Genomic DNA, 23,304 nt, shown 5'->3' with positions numbered 1-23,304 from the left:
CCCCTGCGGCCGCCGTATCCCCTACGACCCCTGTGGTTCCGGCGGCCCCTTCCGGCCTCTACGGCCCAGCGGCCGCGCCGGCCAGCGAGCGGCCGGGCGCCCTGCGGCCCCTATGCCCCCAGTTCCTTGCCCAGCCACACCTCGGCGAACGGGTCCTCCTCCAGCGGCTTGTACGGCTCGATCGCGGTGAAGCCGTGCCGGGCGTACAGCGCCCGCGCCTCCACCAGGTCCCGCCGCGTGTTCAGCACGAGGCGCCGCGCACCCCAGCCCCGGGCCGTCTCCTCGGCCGCCGCCATCAGCCGGGGCGCCCCGCCGAGTCCGCGCCTGTCCTCCCGGACGAACACCTTCGTCACCTCCGCCGTCCACGCGTCGCGGCGCAGCAGCCCCGCGCACCCGGCCGGCTCCCCGCCGTACCGGGCGACCAGCAGCACGCCGTGCGGCGGGGCGAGGTCGTCGGCGGCCATCTCCGCCAGATGACGCTCGATCTCCTCGGGTGTCACGCCGCGGTCGTGGTGCAGCCGGTACCAGCGGTCGGCGATGTCGACGAGGTACGCGCGCAGCAGCGCGGCCGACTCGGGCGAGCCGGCCGGCTGCGGGGCGATGGTCCAGGAGGGCGCGTCGGCGATCATGGCGCGGATGGTCGCACGCGGCCGGGCGCCCGGTCACCTGGTTTCGGGGCGGCTCAGCCCTTCTTCGGCGCGGCCTGCTGGACGACGTCGAAGGACCACACCGTCGAACCCGAGGCGGCGGGCCGCTGCTTGGGGGCGCCCTCGCCGCCGCCCTGGTGGGCGGCCTTCATCGGGCCCTCCATCCACGCCTGGAAGTCCTCCTCGCTGCGCCAGCGGGTGTAGACGAGGTAGTCGTCGGTGCCCTCGACGGGGCGCAGCAGTTCGAACCACTCGAAGCCGTCGGAGCTCTCCACGGCCCCGGCGCGGGAGGCGAAGCGCTGCTCGAGGACCTCGCGCTGCTCGGCGGGGACGGTCAGGACGTTGATCTTCACGATGCTCATGCGCCCATCCTGCCCCAGGGCACCCTCCCCGCAGCAGCCCCCACGGCGCGCCGGGCGACCCCATGGGCGCAAAGCTCCGCACCCTAATGGCCTTTGGAGCGTTGGATTCAGGCCACCTGTAGGAGGTTGTCGGGCGCCCTGCGGGGCTGACCGACCTGGGCGGACCGGAGGAGCGGCGGAGCGTGGCGGATGCGGAGCAGGGCGGGCCGGCCGGGCCGCCGAGGGCGGGGCGCGGGCCGGGACGGTCCTGGGGGCGCTGTGGCTGCTCGCCGGGCTGCTGGCCGTCCGTCAGGCGGCGGCGGTGCTGCGGCTTCCCCCGGAGCGGCGGTTCACCGGCCTCGGGTCGTGGACCGGAGGGGACGGTGTCCTGCGGGTGCGGGGCTCCCTCTACGGCGCGGACGGCTTCACCGGCACCCCCTTCGCGGGTCTCGTCCTCAGACCCCTGAGCCGGGCCGCCGAGCAGAGCCTCGGCGTGGTCTGGACCGTGGGAACCCTGCTGCTCGTCGTCGCCGTGGCGCTGCTCGCCGCCCGTGCGCTGCCCGGGCGCGGCGACGACGGTGGCCCGCCGGGCCGGCGCGTCGCGCTGCCGGCGGCGGCCCCGGTCGCCGTGATCCTGGCCGTGGCCTCGCTGCCCGTACGCAACACCTTCACCCTGGGCCAGACCAGCATCATCCCGGTGCTGCTGGTGCTCCTGGGCTGCTGCGTGCCGCGGTTCGCCCAGGGCTCCGGCCGGGCCACCGGCGTCCTCACCGGTCTCGCCGCGGCCCTGCAGCCGGTCGTGCTGCTCTTCGCCGCGTTGCTGTGGCTGACCGGGCGGCGCCGTGCGGCGGTCACCGCCGGTGTCACCTTCGCGGCCGCCACGGCACTGGCGTGGGTGACCCTGCCGGACGACTCGTGGACGTACTGGGCGCACCACATCGCCGGGGCCGGCCTCGGCGAGGCGCCCGACGGCGTCGCCAACCAGTCGCTGCACGGACTGCTGCTGCGCGTGGGGCTGCGCGGACCGCTGGAGCTGGCGCTGTACGCGTCGCTCGCCGCGGCCGTCGCCGTCGTCGGCCTGCGCCGCGCCGTGCGCTACGCCGAGGACGGGCAGGCGCTGCTCGCCACGGCCGTCACCGGCTGCGTGGCCGTCGTGGTCGCCCCGACCGCCTGGCAGCACCAGCAGCTGTGGATCCTGCTCGCGGTCGCCGGGCGGGTGGGCCGGCGCCGCGCCGACCGGTTCGTGTGGCCCGTACTCGTCGTGCTCGTCATGACGCTCACCAGTACGGTCCTGGTCCCGCCGAACCTCGTGGCGCTCGGCCGGCACGCCCCGCTGCTGGCCGCCCTGGCGGCCGCCTGCGCGGTGCCGTTCCTGACGCGCTCGTCCGAGGTGTGGGACCGGCCGGTGCCGACGCCGGTCGCCGAGCCGCAGCGCGGCCGCTTCGCCTGGGTGCCGCTGCTGCGCTTCTTCAAGCGCGCGCTCAACCGCCCGAACCTGTTGCTGGAGCTGATGCTGATACGGGTCGGCTACTGGGTCTACTCCTACATCCGCGCCCAGGCGCCCGACTCGCGCACGCTCGCGGAGTCCCACGGCCGGCAGATCCTCGGCGTCGAGGAGTTCCTGCTCATGGACGTCGAACACGCCTTCAACCACTTCGTGGCGGGCGTCGGCTGGCTCAAGGACGGCATGAACTACTACTACGGCACCTTCCACTTCCTGGTGCCGCTGTCCGTGCTGGGGTACCTGTACGCGCGCCGCCCGGCCACCTACCGCTGGGCGCGCACCGCGCTGGGCTTCGCGACGCTGGTGGCGCTCGTCGGCTTCTGGCTCTACCCGCTGGCACCGCCGCGGCTGATGCCGGGCCTCGGCTTCATCGACACCGTCAACGGCCCGCAGGACCTGGCCCACCCCGACTTCGGGGCGCTGACGGAGCTGGCCAACCAGTACGCGGCGATGCCCTCGCTACACATCGGGTGGTCGCTGTGGTGCGGCGTCGTGATCGCGGTGGTGGCGCCGAGGGCGTGGACGAGGTGGCTGGGCATGCTGTACCCGCTGCTGACCTTCTCGGTCATCGTCGGCACGGCCAACCACTACGTCCTCGACGCGGCGGGCGGCGCGCTGGTGGTCGCGTCCGGGTTCGCCATCCAGTACGCGCTGACCGGCCCGGGCCGGGTGGCGCTGGCGGCGATTCCCGGCGCCCGCAGGGGGGACGAGGCGCGGGCCGCCGCGCCGCGCGAGACCGTGCGGGCCGGGAGCCGACCCGGCCCGCCGGGGCGGCGGCCACCGGCCGCTAGCCGCTGACGACGATCTGAGAGTTCGGGTCCGTCACGTCGGTGATGTCGTACGTGGCGTTGAACACCGCCGTCCGGGCGGTCGTCGGGCAGCCGAAGCCGCCCTCCACCGTCACCGGCACCGACACGTCGGTGACCGTGATCTGGGACGGCGTGCCGTTGGCGAAGGCGGCCGGTATGACCGCCGGGGCGTCGGGGGCGGCGGTCACGGTGCAGCTGGCCAGGCCGCTGCTCTTGAGCACCATGCCCCGGGCGGGGGCGGTGAGGGAGGCGGTGCTCGGCGTGCCGTGCTGCATGGAGATGTCCCAGTCGCCGGAGGTGGCGATGGTGATGTCCACGCCGGGCAGGCTGGCGCTGCAGCCGGAGTAGGTGGGCGCGTTGGCCTTGCTGACGACGGGGCCCGCCGGGTTGGTGTTGCCGGGGGCGGCGGGCACGTGGTTGTTGCCGCTGCCGTCGGACGGCGCGGAACTGGAGGCCGTACACGTCACGGTGAGCGAGCCGGCGCGGAAGCTGACCTCGCCGTTGAGGGTCGCGGTGAAGGCGTGGCCCGCCGGGGTGACGGTGGTCGGCCCCGCGTCGTCGGTGGCGGGGGCGGCGGACGCGGTGCCCGTGCCGGCGGCGAGGGCGAGGGCGGCGGTGACGGCGAGACCGGCGGCGAGCGTGTGCCCGCGCCTGGGGGTGTGGGGGCTCATGAGGTCTCCTTGGGTGGGAGGTGGGGCTGGGGCTCGGGTTCGGCCTCGGGCTCGGCGGAGTACTCGGGCTCCGGCTCCGGTGCCAGCGGCTGCCAGGCGAAGACGAGGCCGCCGCCGACGACGCCGACGACGGTGCCGAACAGGAAGCCGCCGAGGTTGGACATGACCAGCGCGGCCGTGGCGACGACGACGGTGAGGACCCCGGCGAGCGCCCGGAACTGGGGGGCGAACCACGCGCTCAGGCCCATCACGATCATCACCAGGCCCATGAGGACCGAGGGGATGCCCGCGATCCCCTGCTCGAGCATGATCTTCAGCGGTGCCAGCGGAAGGGCGCAGATCTCCGCGCCCGCGACGACGGCGGCCAGGCCGCCCCAGAAGGGCCGCCCCTTGCGCCACCGTCGCCACGCCGCCCACCACGAGCGGCGCGGTGACGGTGCGGGGGCGGACCCGGTGCCGCCCGCCACGTCAGAAGCATTCCTGCTTGCCGAACCCGATCTTCATGTTGAGCCCGTTGAGCTTGAACGTACCGGCGTTGGTCGCCCAGGCGACCTGGCGCACGTTGGTCATCACGACCTTGTCCGCCTGCTGGCCGAAGGCGTCCTGCAGCCCCTGGGCGGAGGCCGGGCCCTTGTTGAGGGTCGAGGCGTCGCGCCCGATCTCGATGTTCTTGAAGGTGGCGTCGCCGCCGAGCTGGGTGGCGTCGATGAAGAGGTTCTCCGCCTCCACGGGCTTGCCGCCCGCGCCCGCGGTGAGCCGGAGCGAGATGTCGCCGAGCCCCGGCAGGGTGGTGACCACGGACTGGCACAGGTCGTCGAGCTTGGCCTTCTTGATGGCGGTGACGGCGACGGGCAGCAGCTTGCCGCGCGCGTTGCGGTCGATGCCGCCGTACTGCGCGAAGCCTTCGCCCTCCAGGCTCTGCGCGGACACTTTGAACTCCTGCCCGGACACCGCGAACGACGCCGCCAGGGCCCCCTGGGCGAGCGCGACGGCCAGCGCGGCGGTGGCCGCGAATCCGGGCACGGCGAGTACGGCGAACCGGCGCCACCTGACGCGGCCGGTCACCTGTCTTCCGTGAGCGTCCTTCATGCGGTGTCCCCTCGGGAAACTGTGGACAGCGCCGACCGCGCTGTCGCGGTGCGTGGGGTGCTGGGTACCGGCGCGGCGTAGCGCGCACGCGCCGTCTCAGAAGGTGTACTCGAGAGTAAGTCCGCCGCCTGTACCTGACAAGGGTTCAGGTATGGACAATTCCCTTTTGAATAAGGGGAGTTGGGTCGTGGCGTGGCCGCCGGGGGCTACGGGCCGTAGGTCACCCGCAGCTCCTTGATGCCGTTGAGCCAGGCCGAGCGCAGCCGCCGGGGCTCGCCGGCCTGCCGGATGCCGGGCGCGGCGTCGGCGATGGCGTCGAAGACGAGGCCGATCTCCAGCACGGCGAGGGACTTGCCCAGGCAGAAGTGCGGCCCGCCGCCGCCGAAGCCGAGGTGGGGGTTGGGGTCGCGGGTGATGTCGAAGGTGCCGGGGTCCTCGAAGACCTCGGGGTCGTGGTTGGCGGAGGCGTAGAAGAGCCCGACGCGGTGGCCCTTGGCGATGCGGACGCCTCCCAGCTCGGTGTCGCACGTCGCCGTGCGCTGGAAGGAGACGACGGGCGTGGCCCAGCGGACGATCTCCTCGGCCGCCGTCGCCGGTCGCTCGCGCCGGTAGAGCTCCCACTGCTCGGGGTGGGTGAGGAAGGCGTGCATGCCGTGGCTGATGGCGTTGCGGGTGGTCTCGTTGCCCGCGACGGCCAGCATCAGGACGAAGAAGCCGAACTCGTCGGAGCGGAGGTTGCCCTCCCCCTCGGCGGCCACGAGCCGGCTGACGATGTCCGCGGCCGGGCGTGCGCCGCGTGCGGCGGCCAGGTCCATGGCGTAGGCGATGAGTTCGGCCGCCGAGCGGGTGCCGGTCTCCTCGGTGACGGCCAGCTCGGGATCGTCGTAGGCGATCATCTTGTTGGTCCAGTCGAAGATCCGCGCCCGGTCGTGCTGGGGGATGCCGATGAGCTCGGCGATGGCCTGCAGCGGCAGCTCGCAGGCGATGTCGGCGACGAAGTCGCCGCTGCCGCGCTCGCGGGCCGCGGCCACGATGGCGCGGGCGCGGGCGCGCAGGGCCCCCTCGAGGGAGCGGACGGCGCGGGGGGTGAAGCCGCGCTGGACGATCTGGCGGACCCGGGTGTGCTCCGGAGGGTCCATGTTGAGCATCATCAGCTTCTGGGCGTCGATCTGCTCGCCGCGGATGCTCGGGTGGAAGCGGATGACGGAGGTGTTCAGGGCGGAGGAGAAGACCTCCGGCCGGGCCGAGACCCACCGGACGTCGGCGTGCCGGGTGACCGCCCAGTAGCCGTCGTCGGCGAAGCCCGCGAGGCCGTGCGGCTGGGGGATCCACGACACCGGCGCGGTCCGCCGCAGCAGGGCGAACTCCGGGAGCGGGACGCGGTGGGCGTAGAGATCGGGATCGGTGAGGTCGAAGCCGTCGGGCAGCGCCGGACAGGACGTCATGGCCACCACCACTTCCTTTGCCGTATCCGATGACTGACGGTTCGTCAGAAGGGTGTCGGCCGACGGTAGTGAGGGGGTCTTGAACCGGCAAGGCCGGTGACGCCATCTGTTGCGCGGGCGGGGGGTGCGCGACCCTTGCGTACCGGGGGTAAGGCTCGCAAGACTGCGCACGGAACCACAGAACTAGAACGTGTACCAGTTCTGGGCCGGGGGCGCCGGGACGCCCTGCGGACGCGAGGAGAGGACGACTTGGCCATGCCCGCGGAACCTGTCATCGTCGAAGCCGTACGCACCCCCATCGGCAAGCGCGGCGGCGCGCTCGCCAACCTCCACCCCGCCTACCTGCTGGGCGAGACCTACCGCGAGGTCCTCGCCCGCACCGGCATCCAGCCGGACTGCGTCGAGCAGATCGTCGGCGGTACGGTCACCCACGCCGGCGAACAGTCCATGAACCCCGCACGCACCGCCTGGCTCGCCATGGGCCTGCCCTACGAGACGGCGGCCACCACGGTCGACTGCCAGTGCGGCTCCTCCCAGCAGGCCAACCACCTCGTGGCCAACATGATCGCGAGCGGTGTCATCGACGTGGGCATCGGCTGCGGCGTGGAGGCCATGTCCCGCGTCCCGCTCGGCAGCGGCTCCAAGCACGGCCCCGGCAAGCCCTTCCCCGACGAGTGGAACGTCGACCTGCCCAACCAGTTCGAGGCCGCCGAGCGCATCGCCCGCCGGCGCGGCCTGACCCGCGAACGCGTCGACACCCTCGGCCTGCTCTCCCAGCAACGAGCCGCCCGCGCCTGGGCGGAGGAACGTTTCAAGCGGGAGACCTTCGCCGTCCAGGTGCCCACCACCGAGGACGAGCAGCTCGCCGGCCAGGGCATGTGGCGCCTGGTCGACCGCGACGAGGGATTACGCGACACGAGCATGGCGGCGCTGGCCGGGCTCAAGCCCGTCATGCCCACCGCCGTGCACACCGCGGGCAACGCCTCGCAGATATCCGACGGCGCCGCGGTGCTGATGTGGGCCTCCAAGCGCATGGCCCGCGCCCTGCGGCTGCGCCCGCGCGCCCGGATCGTGGCCCAGGCGCTGGTCGGCGCCGACCCCCACTTCCATCTCGACGGGCCCGTCGACGCCACCCGGGCCGTCCTCGGCAAGGCGGGCATGTCGCTGCGCGACATCGACATCGTCGAGGTCAACGAGGCCTTCGCGGCGGTCGTGTTGTCGTGGGCGCAGGTCTTCGAACAGGACCTGGAGAAGGTCAACGTCAACGGCGGCGCGATCGCCCTCGGCCACCCGGTCGGCGCGACCGGGGCCCGGCTGATCACCACCGCGCTGCACGAGCTCGAGCGGCGCGACGGCGAGTTCGCGCTGATCACGATGTGCGCGGGCGGGGCGCAGGCGACGGGAACGATCATTCAGCGCCTGTGACGCAGGGAGGCCGGAGAGGCCAGAGCGGCTTGAGCCGCCGCGCCCCCCGCGTCAGGCGTCCTCGAAGCCCGCCCGGGCGTCGAAGGCGGCCCGGCGGGTGGCCCGGCGCAGGGCCTTGAGGACCGTGGGTCCCAGCGTGAGGGTGGCCACCACCGTCACCAGGGCGCGGGGCAGGTCCCAGCCCAGGGAGGTGGCCAGGCAGTACGCCGCGAAGCGGGCGAGGTTGTCGGCCACCGGGTCGCCCGGTACGAAGGCCACGCCTGAGACGAGCGAGCCGATGTAGGGCCAGCCCTGGAGGTTCATGACCGTCCCGTACGCCACCGACGCCACCGCCCCGTACACCGCGAGCATGCCCAGCTCCCGCCGCCCGCGCAGCCGGTCCGGGCCCGGCAGCAGGCCCGCGCCCATCGACACCCACCCCATGGCCAGCATCTGGAACGGCATCCACGGCCCGACGCCGCCGGTGAGCAGCGCGGACGCGAACATCGACAGCGAGCCGAGCACGAACCCGAAGCCGGGACCCAGCACCCGGCCGGACAGCACCATCAGGAAGAACATCGGCTCGATGCCCGCCGTCCCCGCGCCCAGCGGGCGCAGCGCGGCCCCGGCCGCCGCCAGCACGCCCAGCATGGCGACGGCCTTGGCGTCCAGCCCGGTGTCGGCGATCGTCGCCACCACGACGGCGAGCAGCAGCGGCAGCAGCGCCGCGAACAGCCATGGCGCGTCCTGCGAGTGGGCGAGCCCGGACCCCCGGGAGGCGAGCAGGGGCCATCCGAAGGCGGCGACGCCTATGGCGCTCACGAGGGCCAGGGCGATCACGGAGCGGGGACCGAGGCGGATGGCCCGTGTGCGCGGGGCGCGGGTCGGCCTCTCGCCGTCGCCGGGTCGTGCCCGCTCCTTCTTCTCTGCGGAACGATCGTCCACTACGGAGCTCACGACGCCTCCTCCCGCAGAGCGTCCCGCACCTGGGTCACCGTCAGCCATGGCTGGGGTGCGAGGATCTTCGCCACCTGGGGGGCGAAGGCGGGGGAGGAGACGACGACGTCCTCCGCCGGGCCGTCGGCGACGATCTCGCCCTCGGCGATGATCACCACCCGGTGGGCCAGCTCCGCCGCCAGCTCCACGTCGTGGGTGGCCAGGACGATGGCGTGGCCCTGACCGGCCAGGTCGCGCAGGACCTCGACGAGGCGGGCCTTGGCCGCGTAGTCCAGGCCGCGGGTCGGCTCGTCCAGGAGGATCAGCGGCGGGCGGGCGGTGAGGACCACGGCCAGCGCCAGCGCCAGGCGCTGGCCCTCCGACAGGTCGCGCGGGTGGGTGGTGTCGGGTACGTCCGGCAGCAGCGTGGACACCAGCGCGCGGCAGGTGCCGGGCGCGGCGTCGGCGTCGCGGTCGGCCGCCGCGCACTCGGCGGCGACCGTGTCGGCGTAGAGGAGGTCGCGCGGGTCCTGGGGGACGAGGCCGACGTGCCGCAGCAGGTCGCGCGGCCGCGTGCGGTGCGGCGCCACGCCGCCGACGCGCACCGTGCCGCGCGCGGGTTCGTGCATGCCGACGAGCGTGCGCAGCAGTGTGGACTTGCCGGCGCCGTTGCGGCCCATCAGCGCCACGGTCTCCCCGGCCCGCACGGACAGCTCCACGTCGTGGAGCGCCACCGTGTGGCCGTGCCGGACGCCGAGGCCCGACACCGAGGCGGCCGGCTCGCCGTCGCCGGGCGGTACGTCCTGCCGGGCCGGGGGGACCGCCGGCGCCAGCCGCTCCCGCAGCGGCGCCGCCTTGCGGCGGGCGTCGCGCACCGACAGCGGCAGCGGCGACCAGCCCGCCAGCCGGCCCAGCGCCACGACGGGCGGATGGACGGGCGAGGCCGCCATGACCTCGGCGGGGGCGCCGGCCACGGGGGCGGCACCCGGGCCCGGCAGGAGGATGACCTGGTCCGCGTACTGCACCACCCGCTCCAGCCGGTGCTCGGCGAGCAGCACGGTGGTGCCCAGGTCGTGCACCAGGCGCTGCAGCACGGCCAGCACCTCCTCGGCCGCGGCCGGGTCCAGCGCGGACGTCGGCTCGTCGAGGACCAGCACCTTGGGGTGCGCGGTCAGCACGGACCCGATGGCGACGCGCTGGCGCTGGCCGCCGGAGAGCGTGGTGATGGGCCGGTCGCGCAGGCCGGCCAGGCCCAGCAGGTCCAAGGTCTCCTCGACGCGGCGGCGCATGGTGGCGGGCGGGATGCCGAGGGACTCCATGCCGTAGGCGAGTTCGTCCTCGACGGTGTCGGTGACGAAGTGGGCGAGCGGGTCCTGGCCCACGGTCCCGACGACGTCGGCCAGTTCGCGCGGCCGGTGGGTGCGGGTGTCGCGCCCGTCGACGGTGACGCGGCCGCGCAGGGTGCCGCCGGTGAAGTGGGGGACGAGCCCGCTGACGGTGCCCAGCAGGGTCGACTTGCCGACACCGGACGGGCCGACGAGGAGGCACAGCTCGCCCTCGGGCACGGTGAGGTCGACGCCGGCGAGGGCGGGGTGCGCGGCGCCGTCGTAGGAGACGGAGACCTGCTCGAAACGGATCACTGCGCGGTCTCCTCGCTGCGGGGGTGGGCCGGGATGCGGGGCGGGCGCCCGCGGCCGGCCGCGGGTGGGCGTCGCGCCGGGCGGAACGCTCGCCGGGAAGCATGGCCGGTGCCAGGCCGACGAGGATCGCGGCGGCCGGCCACAGCGGCAGGGTGGGAGCGGTCAGCGGCACCGCCGGCGGGTGCAGGGCCTGGGGTGCGGAGGTGCCCGCCCAGATCATCAGGGCCGCCACCGCCACGCCCGAGGCGGAGACCAGCCAGGCCCGCGCGCCCCAGGGGTCGGGGCGGTAGCGGGTGCGGACCGAGCGCCGGCCGCCCAGGCGGAGCCCGGCCAGCGCGAGGAGGAGGCCGGCGGCCAGCAGCGGCAGGCCGTAGCCCGCGCCCGCGTCGCCGAGCAGGCCGTAGGTGCCCGCGCAGGCGCCGAGCAGGCCGCCGAGTGTCAGGGCGCTCGTGGTGCGCCGGACGGCGGCGGGGACCTGGGCCGTGCGGCCGTAGCCGCGCGCGTCCATGGCCGCCGCCAGGGCCACCGAGCGCTCGAGCGCGCCCTCCAGCACCGGGAGCCCCACCTGCAGCAGGGCCTTGAGGCCGCGGTCGGGCCGGCCGCGCAGGCGGCGTGCCGCGCGCAGCCGCTGGACGTCCGCGACGAGGTGGGGCGCGAAGGTCATCGCGACGACGACCGCCACGCCTGCCTCGTACAGCGCCCCCGGAAGGGACTTCAGTAGCCGGGCCGGACTGGCCAGGGCGTTGGCCGCGCCCACGCAGACGAGCAGGGTGGCCAGCTTCAGCCCGTCGCAGAAGGCGAAGTACAGGGCCTCGGCGCTCACCCGGCCGCCGATCCGTACGCCCCGCGCCCAGTCCGGAAGCGGCACTTCCGGCAGGGTGACGAGGATGTGCGTGCCGGGGATGGGCGAGCCGAGGACGACGGCGAAGACGAGCCGGATGCCGATGACCGCGAGCCCCAGCTTGAGGAACGCGCCGTACGAGCGGGCCCACGGCGCGTCCGTGCGGCGCGCCGCGACGACGTATCCGGCGACGCCGGTCAGCAGCGCCAGCAGCAGCGGGTTGGTCGTGCGCGAGGCGGCGGTCGCCAGCCCCAGGGCCCATATCCACCAGGCGCCGGCGTGCAGGGCGAAGGCCCGTTCGCCCGGCCGTATCTCCCGGTTCATCCGGTTCTCCCGGCTCATCCGCGACGACGCCGCCGGGTCTGCCACACCGTGGCGCCCCCGAGGACGGCCAGGACCGCGATGCCGCCGATCAGGCCGGCGGACGGGCCGCCGTCGTCACCCGAGGCGTCCGCCTTCTCCCCGTCCCGCTCGCCGGACGGCGACGCGGTGGCGGTGCGTGCCCCGCCCCCGTCGGCCTTCTCGCCGCAGCCGGACTTGGGGTACCCGGAGATGCCGCACAGCAGCGCGGCGGAGTTGTACCGCAGCGGCTTGGCGACCGCCGCCACCGCCTCGCCGGCGCTGGCGTCCGTGGCGACCTGGGCGCAGGCCGTGCGGCCGGCGGGCGGCCGCTCGCCGGCGGGGGCGTCGGCGGGGGTGCCGAAGTCGAGCACCACGGCCACGCGCTTGGTGCCGTCCTTGGCGGGCGTACGGTCGCACACGGCGCCGAAGCCGGCCTCGCCGCGCGGCTTCGCGGCGTCGGCGGAGTCCTTGCTCACGGCGAAGCGGAACCCGACGACGTCCCCGTCGGCGGGCCGCAGGGTGGCGGGCCCCTGCGTGGCGTACGCCCAGTCGGCGGCCTGCGCGCCGCGCTGCCAGAAGGACCAGTAGCGGTATCCGTCGGCGTGCGCGGGCGCGGCGCCGAGCACGGCCGTCAGCGCGGCCAGGAGCAGGGCTCCGGCCGCGCGGCGTGCGACGGCCCTCGTCACAGCTGGTTCTTCTTGCGGTTGCTGAGCAGGAAGCCGACGCCGACGCTGGCGACGAAGAAGACGCCGACGAACCACCAGACGCCGAAGCTGTTGTCGCCGTCCTTCTTCTTGTCCTTCTTCTCGTCCTTCTTCTGCGGGGACTCGGACGACTCCGGCGTGGGGCCGGTCTCGTTCAGCGCCTGGACGAAGTCGGTGCCGGCGAAGGAGCGAGGGTCGCCGCCCGCGGCGTGCACGGCGAGGATGATCTTGGCGAGGCGGCCGGGGTTGCCCTTGGCCCACGCGGCGGTGCCGCTCTTGTCCGCCTGGAGCCACTTCACCGTCTTGCCGGCGGCCTCGGTGTGGCCGCCGGCCGCGAGGGCGAGGGCGGCGTCGGCGGTGGTGGCGGTGTCCGGGCCCTCGGGCGCGCCGGGCATGGAGGACTTCAGGAAGCCGCCGTTGGCCTCGAGCTTCCTCGCCAGGTGCGCGGCCACGGCCTCGGCCGAGGCGGGCGCGTCCTTGGGCCTGGCGGACTCGTCGTCGGCGCACTCCAGCGCCTTGACCGGCTTGGCGTCGTCCTTCGCGGCCGGGGCGACGAGGTAGCCCTTGCCCAGGACGCCCAGCGCGGCGGCGGCCGAGGCGAGGTCGTTGGGGGCGAAGCCGCCGCGCTCGTCCTCCTTCTTGTCGCAGCCCGCCTGGAGGGTCAGCAGCGCGTCGTACGGGCTCTTGCCGCCCTTGGCCGTGACCTTCGCGGGGTCCTGACGGGCCGCGGCGAAGGCGCCGACGGCGGTGGAGGTGGAGTTGGCGTCGCTGGGGGAGCCCGGAGTCATGCCCCAGCCGCCGTCCTCGTTCTGGTGGGCCTTGAGCCAGCCCAGGCCCTTGTCGACCTCCTTGTCGCGGTGCCCGCCGCCGACCGCGGCCAGCGCCTGCACGGCGGCGCCGGTCGCGTCCGTGAACTCGCCGGCCTTGGCGTCGCACGCCGTGCCCGTGTCGGCCCGGAACGCGGCGAAGCCGCCGTCGGCGCACTGCTGGCCCGCCAGCCAGGCGACGGCCCGCGGGGCGGGGTCGACGCCGGTGGCGTCCTGCGCGAGGAGGGCGAGCGACTGCCGGAAGACACCGTCGAACTTCGGGTCGCCCGAGCCGAACAGCCCCGGGACCGCCGGGGACGGCGAGCCGTCGGCGACGGCGGCGGGGGCCGCGGCCGTGCCGAGGACGGCGGCGGCGGCCAGCGTCGCGGCGGCGCGACGCGCGTGGACGGCGAAGGAGGGAGCCATGGAGTGGTGCCTCTCGGTGGTGCCGGTGGTCGACCGACGTCGCTTTGTGGGGGGCCGGACAACTTTATCCGGCCCTTTACCGGGCCCTGATACCGCCACGGAGGGCGGCGGAATCCGGTCATGGCCACGGCTGCCCGGGCGGCGCCCGGCATTGCCCCCGGCGCGGGGAGCTGCTATCCAACGGCTGGCTCTTCTGATGCAGCGTCAGCTTTGACGGAGGCGATCGCGATGGCCGGACCCATCGAACACGGACAGCTCTTCATCGGCGGCACCCTCACCGACCCGGCCGCCGGCCCCGGCGGCGACGTCATCGACGTCGTCTCGCCCCACACCGAGGCCGTCATCGGCCGCGTCCCGCACGCCTCGCGCGCCGACGTCGACCGGGCCGTGGCCGCCGCCCGGACCTCCTTCGACTCGGGCGTGTGGGCCGGCCTGCCGCCGGCCGAGCGGATCGAGGTGGTCACCCGCATCAAGGACGGGATCCTCGCCCGCCACGAGGAGATCGCCCGGATGATCTCCGCGCAGAACGGCTCCCCCTACTCCTGGAGCGTCCTCGCCCAGGCGCTCGGCGCGGTGATGGTGTGGGACAGCGCCATCGCCGTCGCCCGCGGCTTCCACGCCGAGGAACGGCGGGCCGGCGTCCTCGGCCCGCTGATCGTGCGCCGGGAGCCGGTGGGCGTCGTCGCGGCCGTGGTGCCGTGGAACGTCCCGCAGTTCGTGGCCGCGGCCAAGCTCGCGCCGGCGCTGCTGGCGGGCTGCTCGGTGGTCCTCAAGCCCTCCCCGGAGACGCCGCTGGACTCCTACGTGCTCGCCGAGATCGCGGCCGCGGCCGGGCTGCCGGAGGGCGTGCTGTCGATCCTGCCCGCCGGCCCGGAGACCGGTGAGTACCTGGTCGGCCACCCCGGCGTCGACAAGATCTCCTTCACCGGCTCCGTCGCGGCCGGCAAGCGTGTCATGGAGGTCGCCGCCCGCCACCTCGCCCGCGTCACCCTGGAGCTGGGGGGCAAGTCCGCCGCCATCGTCCTGCCCGACGCCGACCTCGACGCGGCCGTCGCCGGCATCGTGCCGAGCGCGTGGATGAACAACGGCCAGGCGTGCGTCGCCCAGACCCGCGTCCTGGTCCCCCGCGCCCGCTACGCCGAGCTCGCCGAGCGCCTCACGGCGGCCGCCGGCGCGCTCACCGTCGGCGACCCGCTCGACCCCGCCACCCGCGTCGGACCGCTGGTGACCCGCCGCCGGCGCGAGCGGACGCTGGAGTACATCGCGATCGGGCAGCGCGAGGGCGCCAAGGTGCTGACCGGCGGCGGCCGGCCCGCCGGCCTGCCCACGGGCTGGTACGTGGAGCCCACGCTCTTCGGCGAGGTCACCAACGACATGCGCGTCGCCCGCGAGGAGATCTTCGGGCCCGTGGTCTGCCTGCTGTCCTACGAGGACGAGGAGCAGGCCGTGGCGATCGCCGACGACTCCGCCTACGGGCTGTCCGGCAGCGTCTGGACCGGCGACGTCGAGCACGGCCTCGCCATCGCGCGCCGGGTGCGCACCGGCACGTACTCGGTGAACACCTTCAGCCTGGACATGTTCGGGCCCTTCGGCGGCTACAAGGACTCCGGCATGGGCAGAGAGGGCGGACCCGAGGGCTACGCCGAGTACTTCGAGCAGAAGACGATCCACCTGCCGCCCGCCGGATGACCGGCGTCCGGCCTGGTCCGGACATATATTTACGCATGCGTTCCGCACGGGATGTTCATGACATGCGTGACTGTCCCGTCCCTCCGCCGCGTGGAAATCTCTTCCCGTCGCAGCAGAGGGGGACCGATGGAGAAGCGGTACGAGGTGTACTGCCTGGCCGACACGCACTTCTACGAGATCCCGGACCGGCTGTCCGCCACGGCGGGCGGCCGGCGGCGGACCGGGCTCTACGAGACGGCCCAGCGCCCCGTGCCCGACGGCTGGAAGAGCACCCGCAGCGGAGACTGGCTCAACCTCACGCCCGTGGACGCCGACGGCACCCCGCGCCCGGGACGGCCCGCCCAGGGCTGGAAGATCCACGTCTCCGCCACCGCCGCGAGCGCCGAGAAGACCGCGGCCGCCGTCTGGGACCACTGCGTCCCCCGGGGCATACCGTTCAAGTTCGTCCCCGCCCCGCACCTGCTGCACCTGCGCAACGGCAAGTACGCGCCCCGCGACGGCGGCGGCAAGTTCGTCACCGTCTACCCGGCCGACGAGGACGAGCTGCACACCGTCCTCACCGAGCTCCACGAGATCGTGGGCGGCGCCCCCGGCCCGTACGTCCTCACCGACCTGCGCTGGCACGAGGGCCCGCTCTACGTGCGCTACGGAGCCTTCGCCCCCCGCTACTGCACCGACGCCGAGGGCACCCTCGTGCCCGCCCTCGAGGACGCGAGCGGCACCCTCGTGCCCGACCGGCGCGACCCCACCTTCCGGGTGCCCGAGTGGGTCACCCTGCCCGCCTTCCTCGAGCCCCACCTGGCCGCCCGCAACGCCACCACCGTCGGCGAGCTGCCCTACCGCATCGAGAAGGCCCTGCACTTCTCCAACGGCGGCGGCGTCTACCGCGGCACCGACACCCGCGACGGCTCCGCCGTCGTCCTCAAGGAGGGCCGCCCGCACGCGGGGCTCGCCGCCGACGGCGCCGACGCCATCGCCCGCCTGGAGCGCGAGCGGGACGCGCTGGAGAAGCTCGCCGGGCTCGGCGTCGCCCCCGCCCCGCGCGACTGGTTCGCCGTCGGCGACCACCGCTTCCTCGTCATGGACTTCGTCGAGGGCCGCCCGCTCAACTCCTTCTTCGCCGAACGCCATCCGCTGCTCGTCCCCGAGCCCGACCCCGCCGCGCTGGCCGACTACACCGCGTGGGCGCTGCGCGTCCACCGGGCCGTCGAAGAGGCGGTCGAGGCGGTGCACGCCCGGGGCGTGGTCTTCAACGACCTGCACATGTTCAACATCCTCGTCGCACCGGACGAGCGGTCCGTGACGCTCATCGACTTCGAGGCCGCCGCGCCCGTCACCGAGGCCGGCCGGCAGATCGTCGCCCACCCCGGCTTCGTCGCCCCGCCCGACCGCACCGGCACCGACGTCGACCGCTACGCCCTCGCCTGCCTGCGCCTCGCGCTGTTCCTGCCCGTCACCACGCTCTTCGGCATCGACCGCGCCAAGGCCGGCCACCTGGCCGGCATCATCGCCGAACACTTCCCCGTACCCCGGGAGTTCCTCGACGAGGCGGTCGCCGAGATCACCCGGGACGCCGCCCCGGCCACGCCCGAGAAGCGGCTCCCCGGCGCCGGCCCCGCCGGCCTGCCCGACCCGGGCGACTGGCCCGCCGCCCGCGACTCCATGGTCCGCGCCATCCTGGCCTCCGCCACACCCGACCGCGACGACCGGCTCTTCCCCGGCGACATCGCGCAGTTCACCGACGGCGGCGGACTGGGACTCGCGCACGGCGCCGCCGGAGTGCTGCACGCCCTCGCCGAGACCGGCGCCGAACGCTACGAACAGGGCGAGCGCTGGCTGCTCGAGCACACCGACCCCGTACCGCACGGCACCCCGCTCGGCCTCTACGACGGCCTCGCCGGCATCGCCCACACCCTGCACCGCCTCGGCCACACCCAGCGCGCCCTCGACCTCGCCGGCTCGCTGCTCGCCGAGAACTGGCGGCGCCTGGGCCCCGGCCTCCACGGCGGCCTCGCCGGCGTCGGCCTGGCCCTCGACGACCTCGCCGAGGCCACCGGCGAGAAGGCCCTGCGCGACGCCGCCCTCGAGGCCGCCCGGCTGCTCGCCGACCGGCTCGTCACCGACGCCGCGACGCCCGGCGGACGCCGCCGCGCCGGACTGATGCGCGGCACCACCGGCCCCGCGCTGCTCTTCCTCAGGCTTCACGAACGCACCGGCGCACCCGGCCTCCTGGACCTCGCGGGCGCCGCCCTGCGCGACGACCTCGGCCGGTGCGTGCGCACCCCCATCGGCTCCCTCGACGTCGACGAGGGCTGGCGCACCATGCCCTACCTCGGCGACGGCAGCGTCGGCATCGGCGCGGTGCTCGACGACTACCTCGCCCACCGACCCGACGGCGCCGACGACCTCACCGAGGCCCGCGACCGCATCCTCACCGCCGCCCGGTCCCGCTTCTACGCCCAGCCCGGCCTCCTCCAGGGCCGCGCCGGGATGATCTGGCACCTCGCCCGCACCACGGCACCGGGCGTCACCCGCGAGGACATCGACCGGCAGGTCTCCGCCCTGTCCTGGTACGCCATGCCCTACCGCGGCGAACTGGCCTTCCCCGGCCACCAGATGATGCGGCTGTCGATGGACCTCGCCACCGGAACGGCCGGCGTGCTGCTCGCGCTCGGCGCCGCCCTCGGCGGCGACCGGCCGGCCCCGCTGCCCTTCCTGCCGCCCCTACGGGCGCCCCAGAGCCGGCTCCACCACGTCGTGGAGTCGTGACCAGCACCACCAACGTTCCATCCGTCCCCACGAAAGGAAGAACCATGGCGCTTCTCGACCTGCAGAGCCTGGAGTCCGACGAGCTGTCCCACGGCGGCGGCGGTGGCGGCGGCAGCAACGCCAGCCTCCTGCTGTGCTGGAGCACGGCCAGCGTCGCGCTCTGCCTGTGACCGACTGACCGTCGCTCGCGGGTGACCGCTCCCGGTGGGCCCTTCGTCGGCGGAGGGCCCACCGGCACGCCCGCCCCGCATCCGAGACGAGGAAGGGGTGTGCCGCATGGCCGCCACGGTCCCCCGCCACGCGGCGCCCAGCGCGCGGGACGGCGACGGGATCCTGCGCGCCGCCCTCCGCCACAGCGCCGGCCGCACCCTGGCCCTGGCCGCCGTCACCACCGCGAGCACCGGCGCCGCCCTCCTCCTGCCCGCCGTGCTCGGCCACACCCTCGACCTGCTGCTCGCCCGCCGCGGCGACACCGGCCGGTGGCTGCTGCTGAGCTGCGCCCTGATCTGCGTCCCCGCCGTGCTGGACGCGCTCGACGAACTCCTCACCGCCACCACCACGGCCCGCACCACGGCATGGCTGCGGCACCGCGCCCTCGGCGACATCCTCGCGGCGGGCCCCCGGGCGACCGCCAGGATCCGCGCCGGCGACCTCGTCACCCGGCTCGTCGGCAACACCGCCCACGCCGCGACCGCCCCCGCCACCCTCGCCGGAACCGCGGCCGCCGTCGCCGGGCCGCTGGGCGGCATCGTCGCCCTCGGCGTCATCGACCCCTGGCTCGCCGCGGCCTTCCTCGCCGGGGCACCCCTGCTCGCCCTGCTGCTCCGGGCGTTCGCCCGCGCCTCCACCGACGCCCTCACCGCCTACCAGCGGCTCCAGGGCGACATCGCCGGCCGCCTGCTCGAGGCGCTGCGCGGCGCCCGCACCATCGCCGCCGCCGGCACCGCCGGCCGCGAACGCGAGCGGATCCTGCGACCGCTGCCCGACCTCTCCCGGCACGGCCACCGCGTATGGCACGTCCAGGGCCGCTCCACCGCCCAGGCCGCAACCCTGGTGCCGCTGCTGCAGATCACCGTCCTCGCCGTCGCCGGACTCCAGCTCTCCCGGGGCCGGCTGAGCGTCGGCGACCTGCTCGCCGCCTCCCGCTACGCCGCGCTCGCCACCGGCGTCGGCATGCTCGTCGGCCACCTCAACGCCCTGGTCCACAGCCGCACCGCCGCCCGCCGCCTGGCCGAGGTCCGGGCCCTGCCCCCCGTGCGCCACGGCACCCGGCGCCTGCCCGCCGACGGGTTCGGCACCCTCCGGCTGCGCGGCGTGCGCGCCGAGCGCGGCGGGCGGGCCGTGCTGCGCGGCGTCGACCTCGACCTGCCGGGCGGCACCACGCTGGCCGTCGTCGGCCGCTCGGGCAGCGGCAAGTCCGTGCTCGCCGAACTCGCCGGGCGCCTCGCCGACCCCGACGACGGCGAGATCACCCTCGACGGCGTCCCCCTGCGCGACCTCACCCGCGAACAGCTGCGGCGCGCCGTCGGCTACGCCTTCGCCCGGCCCGCGCCGCTCGGCGGCACGGTCGGCGGCACGATCGCCTTCGGCTCCTTCACGCCCTCGCCGGCCGCCGTCAGAGCGGCGGCGCGGGCCGCGTGCGCGGACGACTTCCTGCGCAAGCTGCCCGCCGGCTACGCCACCGCGTGCGCCGACGCGCCGCTCTCGGGCGGGGAGTCCCAACGCCTGGGCCTGGCCCGGGCCTTCGCCCACGCCGGCCGGCTGCTGATCCTGGACGACGCGACGTCCAGCCTCGACTCGGTGACCGAACGCCGGGTCGCCGAAGCCCTGCTGGCGGATGTCGCCGCCCCCACCCGCCTGATCGTCGCCCACCGTCCCGCGACGGCCGCGCGGGCGGACCGGGTGGCGTGGCTGGAGGAGGGCCGGGTACGGGCGGTGGGCCCGCACGCCGCGCTGTGGCGGGAGCGGGCGTACCGGGAGGTGTTCGGGGAGTGAGGAGGAGGACGGCGTACCCGGCGGTGCCGAACCCACGGAAGGAACCGGCGCGATGATCCTCCGGCAAGGCGCCGCCTTCCTGCGCAGGCGCCCGCACCGCGGCGCCCTCGCGCGCCTGGCCGCCTGGTCCGTCGTCGAGGCCGCCCAGACGTTCACCACGGGCTACGCCCTCGCCCGCGCCCTGGACGACGGCTTCCTCGCCGGGCGCCCCGCCGCGGGCCTCGCCTGGCTCGCGGCCGCCGCGGTGGCGGTGGCGGCCGGGGCGTACGGCACCGGTCGTACGTACCACGGCGTCGCCGGCCTCGCCGAGCCCCTGCGCGACGCGCTCGTCCGGCGGGTGGTCACCCGCGCCCTGCAGGACGCGGACGGCGCGGCCGTGTCCCGCCTCACCCACCAGGTGGAGATCGCCCGGGACGCCTTCGCGGGCCTGCTGATGGTGGCGCGTTCCTTCGTCTTCACCGCCGCCGGCGCGCTGGCGGGGCTCTTCCTGCTGGCGCCCGTGCTGCTGGCGGTCGTCGTGCCGCCGCTCGTCCTCGGCCTCGCGCTGTTCGTGCTCACGCTGCGGCCGCTGGCCCGCCGGCAGGAGGGGTACCTGGCGGCCGACGAGGCGCTGTCGCAGTCGGCGGACGCCGTCTGCGCGGGCCTGCGGGACGTCGCCGCGGGCGGCGCCGAGCACGTCGTGGCGGCGGAGACGGGCGCGACCGTGGAGGAGGGGCTGCGCACCGCGAACGCCCTGGCCCGCTGGTCGGTCACGCGCGTCGTGGCCCTGGCCGTCGCCGGCCGCCTGCCGGTCGTACCGCTGCTGGTGGCCACGCCGTGGCTGCTGGACCACGGCGTCACACCCGGCGCGCTGGTGGGCGCCCTCGCCTATCTGACGCAGTCGCTGCTGCCCGCCCTGCAGAGCCTGGTGCACGGGCTGGGCACGAGCGGTGCGCGACTGGCGGTGGTCCTCCGCCGCCTGACGGCCCCGGCGCCGGCGGCGGACGCGCCCCGCCGCCCGCCCCCTCCCCGCCGCCCGCCCGCGGCCCGGCCGTCGAGCTGCGGGGCGTCACCTTCGGGTACGGGCGGCACGCCGAGCCCGTCGTGCACGGCCTCGACCTGAGGCTGCCCCGCGGCGGCCGGCTGGCGGTCGTGGGGCCGAGCGGCGTGGGCAAGTCGACGCTGGCCGCCCTGATCGCGGGCCTGGTGGAGCCGTGGGCGGGCGAGGTGCGGGTGGGCGGCGCGCCGGCCCGGGCCCCGGGGGCGGCGGCGCGGCGGGTGCTCATCCCGCAGGAGGCGTACGTCTTCTCCGGCACCGTCGGCGAGAACCTGTGCTACCTGCGCGACGACCCGGTGGACGACCGCGAGGTGCTGGCGGCGGCCGACGCCGTCGGCGCGGCCGCCCTGCTGCGCCGGCTGGGCGGGCTGACGGCCCCGCTCGTGCCGGACGCGCTCTCGGCGGGGGAGCGGCAACTGGTCGCGCTGGTGCGCGCGTACCTCTCGCCGGCGCCCGTGGTGCTCCTCGACGAGGCGGCCTGTCATCTCGATCCGGCGGCCGAGGCGCGCGCGGAGCGCGCGTTCGCGGCGCGCCCCGGCGGCAGCCTGGTGGTCGTCGCCCACCGCGCGGGGTCGGCGCGGCGCGCGGACCGGGTGCTGGTGATGGACGGCCCCGGCACGGCGGCGGGTACGCACGAGGAGCTGCTGGCGGGCTCGGCGCTGTACCGGGACCTGATGGGCGGCTCAGACCCAGCCGGCGCACTGGGAGATGCGGATGGCGTCGACGCGGTTGCGGGCCCCGGTCTTGCGGGTGATGGCGGCCATGTAGTTGCGTACGGTGCCGTTCGACAGGTGCAGACTGCGGGCGATCTCGCCGACGGAGGCGCCGCCGGCGGCCAGTGACAGCACGCTCAGCTCGCGGCGGGTCAGCGGGATCTCGGCGGCCTCGAGGAAGCCGAAGCCGAGGGTCTCGTCGATGTAACGCTCGCCCTTCGCCACCCGCCGTATGCCCTCGACCAAGCGGTCGGGCGAAGCGTTTTTGCTCAGGTACCCCAAGGCCCCCATCTCATAGGCCCGACGCAGCGGCCCCGGCCGTCCGGCGGTCGCCAGGGCCAGCATCGCCCCCCAGGGGTCCCCGCCGGTACATCGCTCGCCGGCCGGCCCCCTGGCGTCCTCCCACCCCGCGCCCGCGTCGGGGCTGTCCATGTCGGCCACGCACACGTCCGGCCGCAGGGCCCGTGAGGTGGCGACGGCGCCCTTCCACGACGCCGAGGACACCTCGAGTTCCGGCTCTCTGCCGATCCAGGCCGCAAGGGCCGTGCGCAGCAGACAGGTGTCGTGTATCAGAAGAACGCGTGTCACGTTGCCTCTCCCGCTCCGTGTGCGAACCGCTCGTGCACGTCGGTAAATTCATACCGGCGGATTCGCCGCCGCGGGTGCTGTTACCCGCTACGCGGGGGGCGTAAGGGCGTGGCGGGGAGACCGGATCCGCCCCGGCCGGGCGCCACGAGCGGGGCGGGGCCGCTTCGGGCGGGCACGAGCGGCGCGCGAGCGCCGTATGGCTAGCGGCCGTCCGCGCCGGGCGGCGGGCATGCCGTGGGGCCGATGAGCCGGCACACCGTCTCGATGTCGATCTTCACCTGGGCGATGGACGCCCGTCCCGACAGCCAGGTGATCAGCGCCGAGTGCCAGGTGTGCTCGATGACCCGCACCGCGGACAGCTGCTCCGGCCCGGCCGGCCCGGGCAGGCCCATCGCGTCGAGGATGATGGCCGTGGTCAGGCGGGAGACCAGGTCGACCTCGGCGCTCACCGAGCGGTCGGCGAAGGTGAGGGCCCGCACCATCGCGTCGGCCAGGTGGGGCTCGCGCTGCATCGCGCGGAACGCCCGCATCAGGGTCTGGGCGACGCGTGCGGCCGGGTCCGGCTCGGTGGGCGGGCGCTTGCACAGGGTCGCGTGCAGCTGCCCCAGCTGGTCCTGCATGGTGGCCACCAGCAGATGGACCTTCGAGGGGAAGTAGCGGTAGAGCGTGCCGAGCGCGACGCCCGAGGTCTCGGCCACCTCGCGCATCTGCACCGCGTCGAAGCCGCCGCGGCTCGCCAGCCGGGTCGTCGCCTGCAGGATCCGGCGCCGCCTCGCCTCTTGACGTTCCGTCAGGGGAGCGCCGGACGCGGGGGTGGACGCCATCGACGCGACAGACGTCATGGCCGACTTGGATTCCGTCGTCATATGTCCCGTTCCATGGCGTTTCGTGAGACTCCATCCGGCGCCG

The 23,304-nt window shown here is 75.2% G+C and carries 19 protein-coding genes and 2 pseudogenes; 8 read left to right on the top strand and 13 right to left on the bottom strand.

From position 1 onward, the window contains the following. Positions 1 to 110: 110 nt before the first annotated feature. Both J1792_RS29830 and J1792_RS29825 read right to left on the bottom strand, forming a co-directional pair. A complete protein-coding gene (locus tag J1792_RS29830) occupies positions 111 to 629 on the bottom strand; it encodes a GNAT family N-acetyltransferase (protein ID WP_207248591.1) in 519 nt (172 codons plus the stop codon). Between the two features lie 53 nt (positions 630 to 682). Further along, positions 683 to 1,009: an antibiotic biosynthesis monooxygenase family protein gene (locus J1792_RS29825; RefSeq protein WP_207248590.1), complete on the bottom strand. Its 327-nt coding sequence runs from the start codon at positions 1,007 to 1,009 to the stop codon at positions 683 to 685. A 301-nt stretch (positions 1,010 to 1,310) separates the two neighbouring features. Between J1792_RS29825 and J1792_RS29820 the strand changes: the two genes are divergently transcribed. Continuing rightward, positions 1,311 to 3,290, top strand: coding sequence for a bifunctional glycosyltransferase 87/phosphatase PAP2 family protein (locus tag J1792_RS29820; RefSeq protein WP_372446199.1), 1,980 nt, complete (start codon positions 1,311 to 1,313; stop codon positions 3,288 to 3,290). On the opposite strand, the gene J1792_RS29815 is transcribed toward J1792_RS29820, so the two are convergent. The 4 genes from J1792_RS29815 to J1792_RS29800 form a co-directional block, all read right to left on the bottom strand. Next, positions 3,280 to 3,972: a hypothetical protein gene (locus tag J1792_RS29815; protein ID WP_207248589.1), complete on the bottom strand. Its 693-nt coding sequence runs from the start codon at positions 3,970 to 3,972 to the stop codon at positions 3,280 to 3,282. The two genes, J1792_RS29820 and J1792_RS29815, sit on opposite strands and share 11 nt — an antisense overlap. Further along, the gene (locus J1792_RS29810) at positions 3,969 to 4,439 is read right to left on the bottom strand and encodes a DUF6114 domain-containing protein (RefSeq protein WP_307843127.1); all 471 of its coding nucleotides are present in this window, start codon (positions 4,437 to 4,439) and stop codon (positions 3,969 to 3,971) included. Before J1792_RS29810 ends, J1792_RS29815 begins: the two co-directional genes overlap by 4 nt. 1 nt (position 4,440) lies before the next feature. Next, on the bottom strand, positions 4,441 to 5,061 hold the full coding sequence (locus J1792_RS29805; protein WP_086571754.1) for a DUF6230 family protein: 621 nt from the start codon (positions 5,059 to 5,061) through the stop codon (positions 4,441 to 4,443). A 206-nt stretch (positions 5,062 to 5,267) separates the two neighbouring features. Beyond that, complete coding sequence (locus J1792_RS29800) at positions 5,268 to 6,506, bottom strand: cytochrome P450 (RefSeq protein ID WP_086571774.1); 1,239 nt, start codon at positions 6,504 to 6,506, stop codon at positions 5,268 to 5,270. Positions 6,507 to 6,761: 255 nt separating this feature from the next. Here J1792_RS29800 and J1792_RS29795 point away from each other — a divergent pair, with 255 nt between their 5' ends. Continuing rightward, a complete protein-coding gene (locus J1792_RS29795; protein WP_086571756.1) occupies positions 6,762 to 7,931 on the top strand; it encodes a steroid 3-ketoacyl-CoA thiolase in 1,170 nt (389 codons plus the stop codon). 51 nt (positions 7,932 to 7,982) lie between these two features. On the opposite strand, the gene J1792_RS29790 is transcribed toward J1792_RS29795, so the two are convergent. From J1792_RS29790 to J1792_RS29770, 5 genes and pseudogenes are all read right to left on the bottom strand, one after another. After that, positions 7,983 to 8,867, bottom strand: coding sequence for an ECF transporter S component (locus tag J1792_RS29790; protein WP_242705479.1), 885 nt, complete (start codon positions 8,865 to 8,867; stop codon positions 7,983 to 7,985). Beyond that, positions 8,864 to 10,486, bottom strand: a complete 1,623-nt coding sequence (locus J1792_RS29785) for an ABC transporter ATP-binding protein (protein WP_086571759.1) — start codon at positions 10,484 to 10,486, stop codon at positions 8,864 to 8,866. Before J1792_RS29785 ends, J1792_RS29790 begins: the two co-directional genes overlap by 4 nt. A 97-nt stretch (positions 10,487 to 10,583) precedes the next feature. Further along, a pseudogene (locus J1792_RS29780) lies at positions 10,584 to 11,669 on the bottom strand (CbiQ family ECF transporter T component); the annotation flags it as partial. After that, positions 11,666 to 12,355: an SCO2322 family protein gene (locus J1792_RS29775; RefSeq protein ID WP_086571763.1), complete on the bottom strand. Its 690-nt coding sequence runs from the start codon at positions 12,353 to 12,355 to the stop codon at positions 11,666 to 11,668. The gene J1792_RS29775 and the pseudogene J1792_RS29780, both read right to left, overlap by 4 nt. Next, complete coding sequence (locus J1792_RS29770) at positions 12,352 to 13,605, bottom strand: SCO2321 family membrane protein (protein ID WP_086571764.1); 1,254 nt, start codon at positions 13,603 to 13,605, stop codon at positions 12,352 to 12,354. The genes J1792_RS29775 and J1792_RS29770 overlap by 4 nt, the downstream gene beginning before the upstream one ends. A 228-nt stretch (positions 13,606 to 13,833) precedes the next feature. On the opposite strand from J1792_RS29770, the gene J1792_RS29765 reads away from it, so the two are divergent. The 6 genes and pseudogenes from J1792_RS29765 to J1792_RS34685 form a co-directional block, all read left to right on the top strand. Beyond that, a complete protein-coding gene (locus J1792_RS29765) occupies positions 13,834 to 15,294 on the top strand; it encodes an aldehyde dehydrogenase (RefSeq protein WP_086571766.1) in 1,461 nt (486 codons plus the stop codon). Positions 15,295 to 15,420: 126 nt separating this feature from the next. Continuing rightward, positions 15,421 to 18,063, top strand: a complete 2,643-nt coding sequence (gene lanKC / locus J1792_RS29760; protein ID WP_086571768.1) for a class III lanthionine synthetase LanKC — start codon at positions 15,421 to 15,423, stop codon at positions 18,061 to 18,063. A gap of 44 nt (positions 18,064 to 18,107) precedes the next feature. Further along, positions 18,108 to 18,233: a SapB/AmfS family lanthipeptide gene (locus tag J1792_RS29755; protein WP_086571770.1), complete on the top strand. Its 126-nt coding sequence runs from the start codon at positions 18,108 to 18,110 to the stop codon at positions 18,231 to 18,233. A 106-nt stretch (positions 18,234 to 18,339) separates the two neighbouring features. Continuing rightward, entirely contained in the window at positions 18,340 to 20,058 is a 1,719-nt protein-coding gene (locus J1792_RS29750; protein ID WP_086571772.1) for an ATP-binding cassette domain-containing protein, read from the top strand. A 52-nt stretch (positions 20,059 to 20,110) separates the two neighbouring features. Further along, the gene (locus J1792_RS34690; RefSeq protein ID WP_242646810.1) at positions 20,111 to 21,160 is read left to right on the top strand and encodes an ABC transporter ATP-binding protein; all 1,050 of its coding nucleotides are present in this window, start codon (positions 20,111 to 20,113) and stop codon (positions 21,158 to 21,160) included. Further along, positions 21,142 to 21,510: pseudogene (locus tag J1792_RS34685) on the top strand (ATP-binding cassette domain-containing protein); the annotation flags it as partial. The gene J1792_RS34690 and the pseudogene J1792_RS34685, both read left to right, overlap by 19 nt. Before the next feature lie 267 nt (positions 21,511 to 21,777). Here the strand turns inward: J1792_RS34685 and J1792_RS29740 are convergent. Together J1792_RS29740 and J1792_RS29735 are read right to left on the bottom strand one after the other, a co-directional pair. Further along, positions 21,778 to 22,395, bottom strand: coding sequence for a response regulator transcription factor (locus tag J1792_RS29740; RefSeq protein WP_207248588.1), 618 nt, complete (start codon positions 22,393 to 22,395; stop codon positions 21,778 to 21,780). A 200-nt stretch (positions 22,396 to 22,595) separates the two neighbouring features. Then, positions 22,596 to 23,261, bottom strand: a complete 666-nt coding sequence (locus J1792_RS29735) for a TetR family transcriptional regulator (protein WP_086574868.1) — start codon at positions 23,259 to 23,261, stop codon at positions 22,596 to 22,598. Between the last annotated feature and the right edge of the window lie 43 nt (positions 23,262 to 23,304).

The organism is Streptomyces triculaminicus (assembly GCF_017349075.1).
GTDB classification, from domain to species: domain Bacteria; phylum Actinomycetota; class Actinomycetes; order Streptomycetales; family Streptomycetaceae; genus Streptomyces; species Streptomyces triculaminicus.
This window is presented reverse-complemented; position numbering and strand designations above follow the sequence as displayed.

Excerpts from the sequence above, each read along its gene's own strand:
- J1792_RS29830 (WP_207248591.1), bottom strand. The coding sequence starts at position 629 with ATGATCGCCGACGCGCCCTCCTGGACCATCGCCCCGCAGCCGGCCGGC.
- J1792_RS29825 (WP_207248590.1), bottom strand. The coding sequence starts at position 1,009 with ATGAGCATCGTGAAGATCAACGTCCTGACCGTCCCCGCCGAGCAGCGC.
- J1792_RS29815 (WP_207248589.1), bottom strand. The coding sequence starts at position 3,972 with ATGAGCCCCCACACCCCCAGGCGCGGGCACACGCTCGCCGCCGGTCTC.
- J1792_RS29805 (WP_086571754.1), bottom strand. The coding sequence starts at position 5,061 with ATGAAGGACGCTCACGGAAGACAGGTGACCGGCCGCGTCAGGTGGCGC.
- J1792_RS29800 (WP_086571774.1), bottom strand. The coding sequence starts at position 6,506 with ATGACGTCCTGTCCGGCGCTGCCCGACGGCTTCGACCTCACCGATCCC.
- J1792_RS29795 (WP_086571756.1), top strand. The coding sequence starts at position 6,762 with ATGCCCGCGGAACCTGTCATCGTCGAAGCCGTACGCACCCCCATCGGC.
- J1792_RS29770 (WP_086571764.1), bottom strand. The coding sequence starts at position 13,605 with ATGGCTCCCTCCTTCGCCGTCCACGCGCGTCGCGCCGCCGCGACGCTG.
- J1792_RS29765 (WP_086571766.1), top strand. The coding sequence starts at position 13,834 with ATGGCCGGACCCATCGAACACGGACAGCTCTTCATCGGCGGCACCCTC.
- lanKC (WP_086571768.1), top strand. The coding sequence starts at position 15,421 with ATGGAGAAGCGGTACGAGGTGTACTGCCTGGCCGACACGCACTTCTAC.
- J1792_RS29755 (WP_086571770.1), top strand. The coding sequence starts at position 18,108 with ATGGCGCTTCTCGACCTGCAGAGCCTGGAGTCCGACGAGCTGTCCCAC.
- J1792_RS29750 (WP_086571772.1), top strand. The coding sequence starts at position 18,340 with ATGGCCGCCACGGTCCCCCGCCACGCGGCGCCCAGCGCGCGGGACGGC.
- J1792_RS34690 (WP_242646810.1), top strand. The coding sequence starts at position 20,111 with ATGATCCTCCGGCAAGGCGCCGCCTTCCTGCGCAGGCGCCCGCACCGC.
- J1792_RS29735 (WP_086574868.1), bottom strand. The coding sequence starts at position 23,261 with ATGACGACGGAATCCAAGTCGGCCATGACGTCTGTCGCGTCGATGGCG.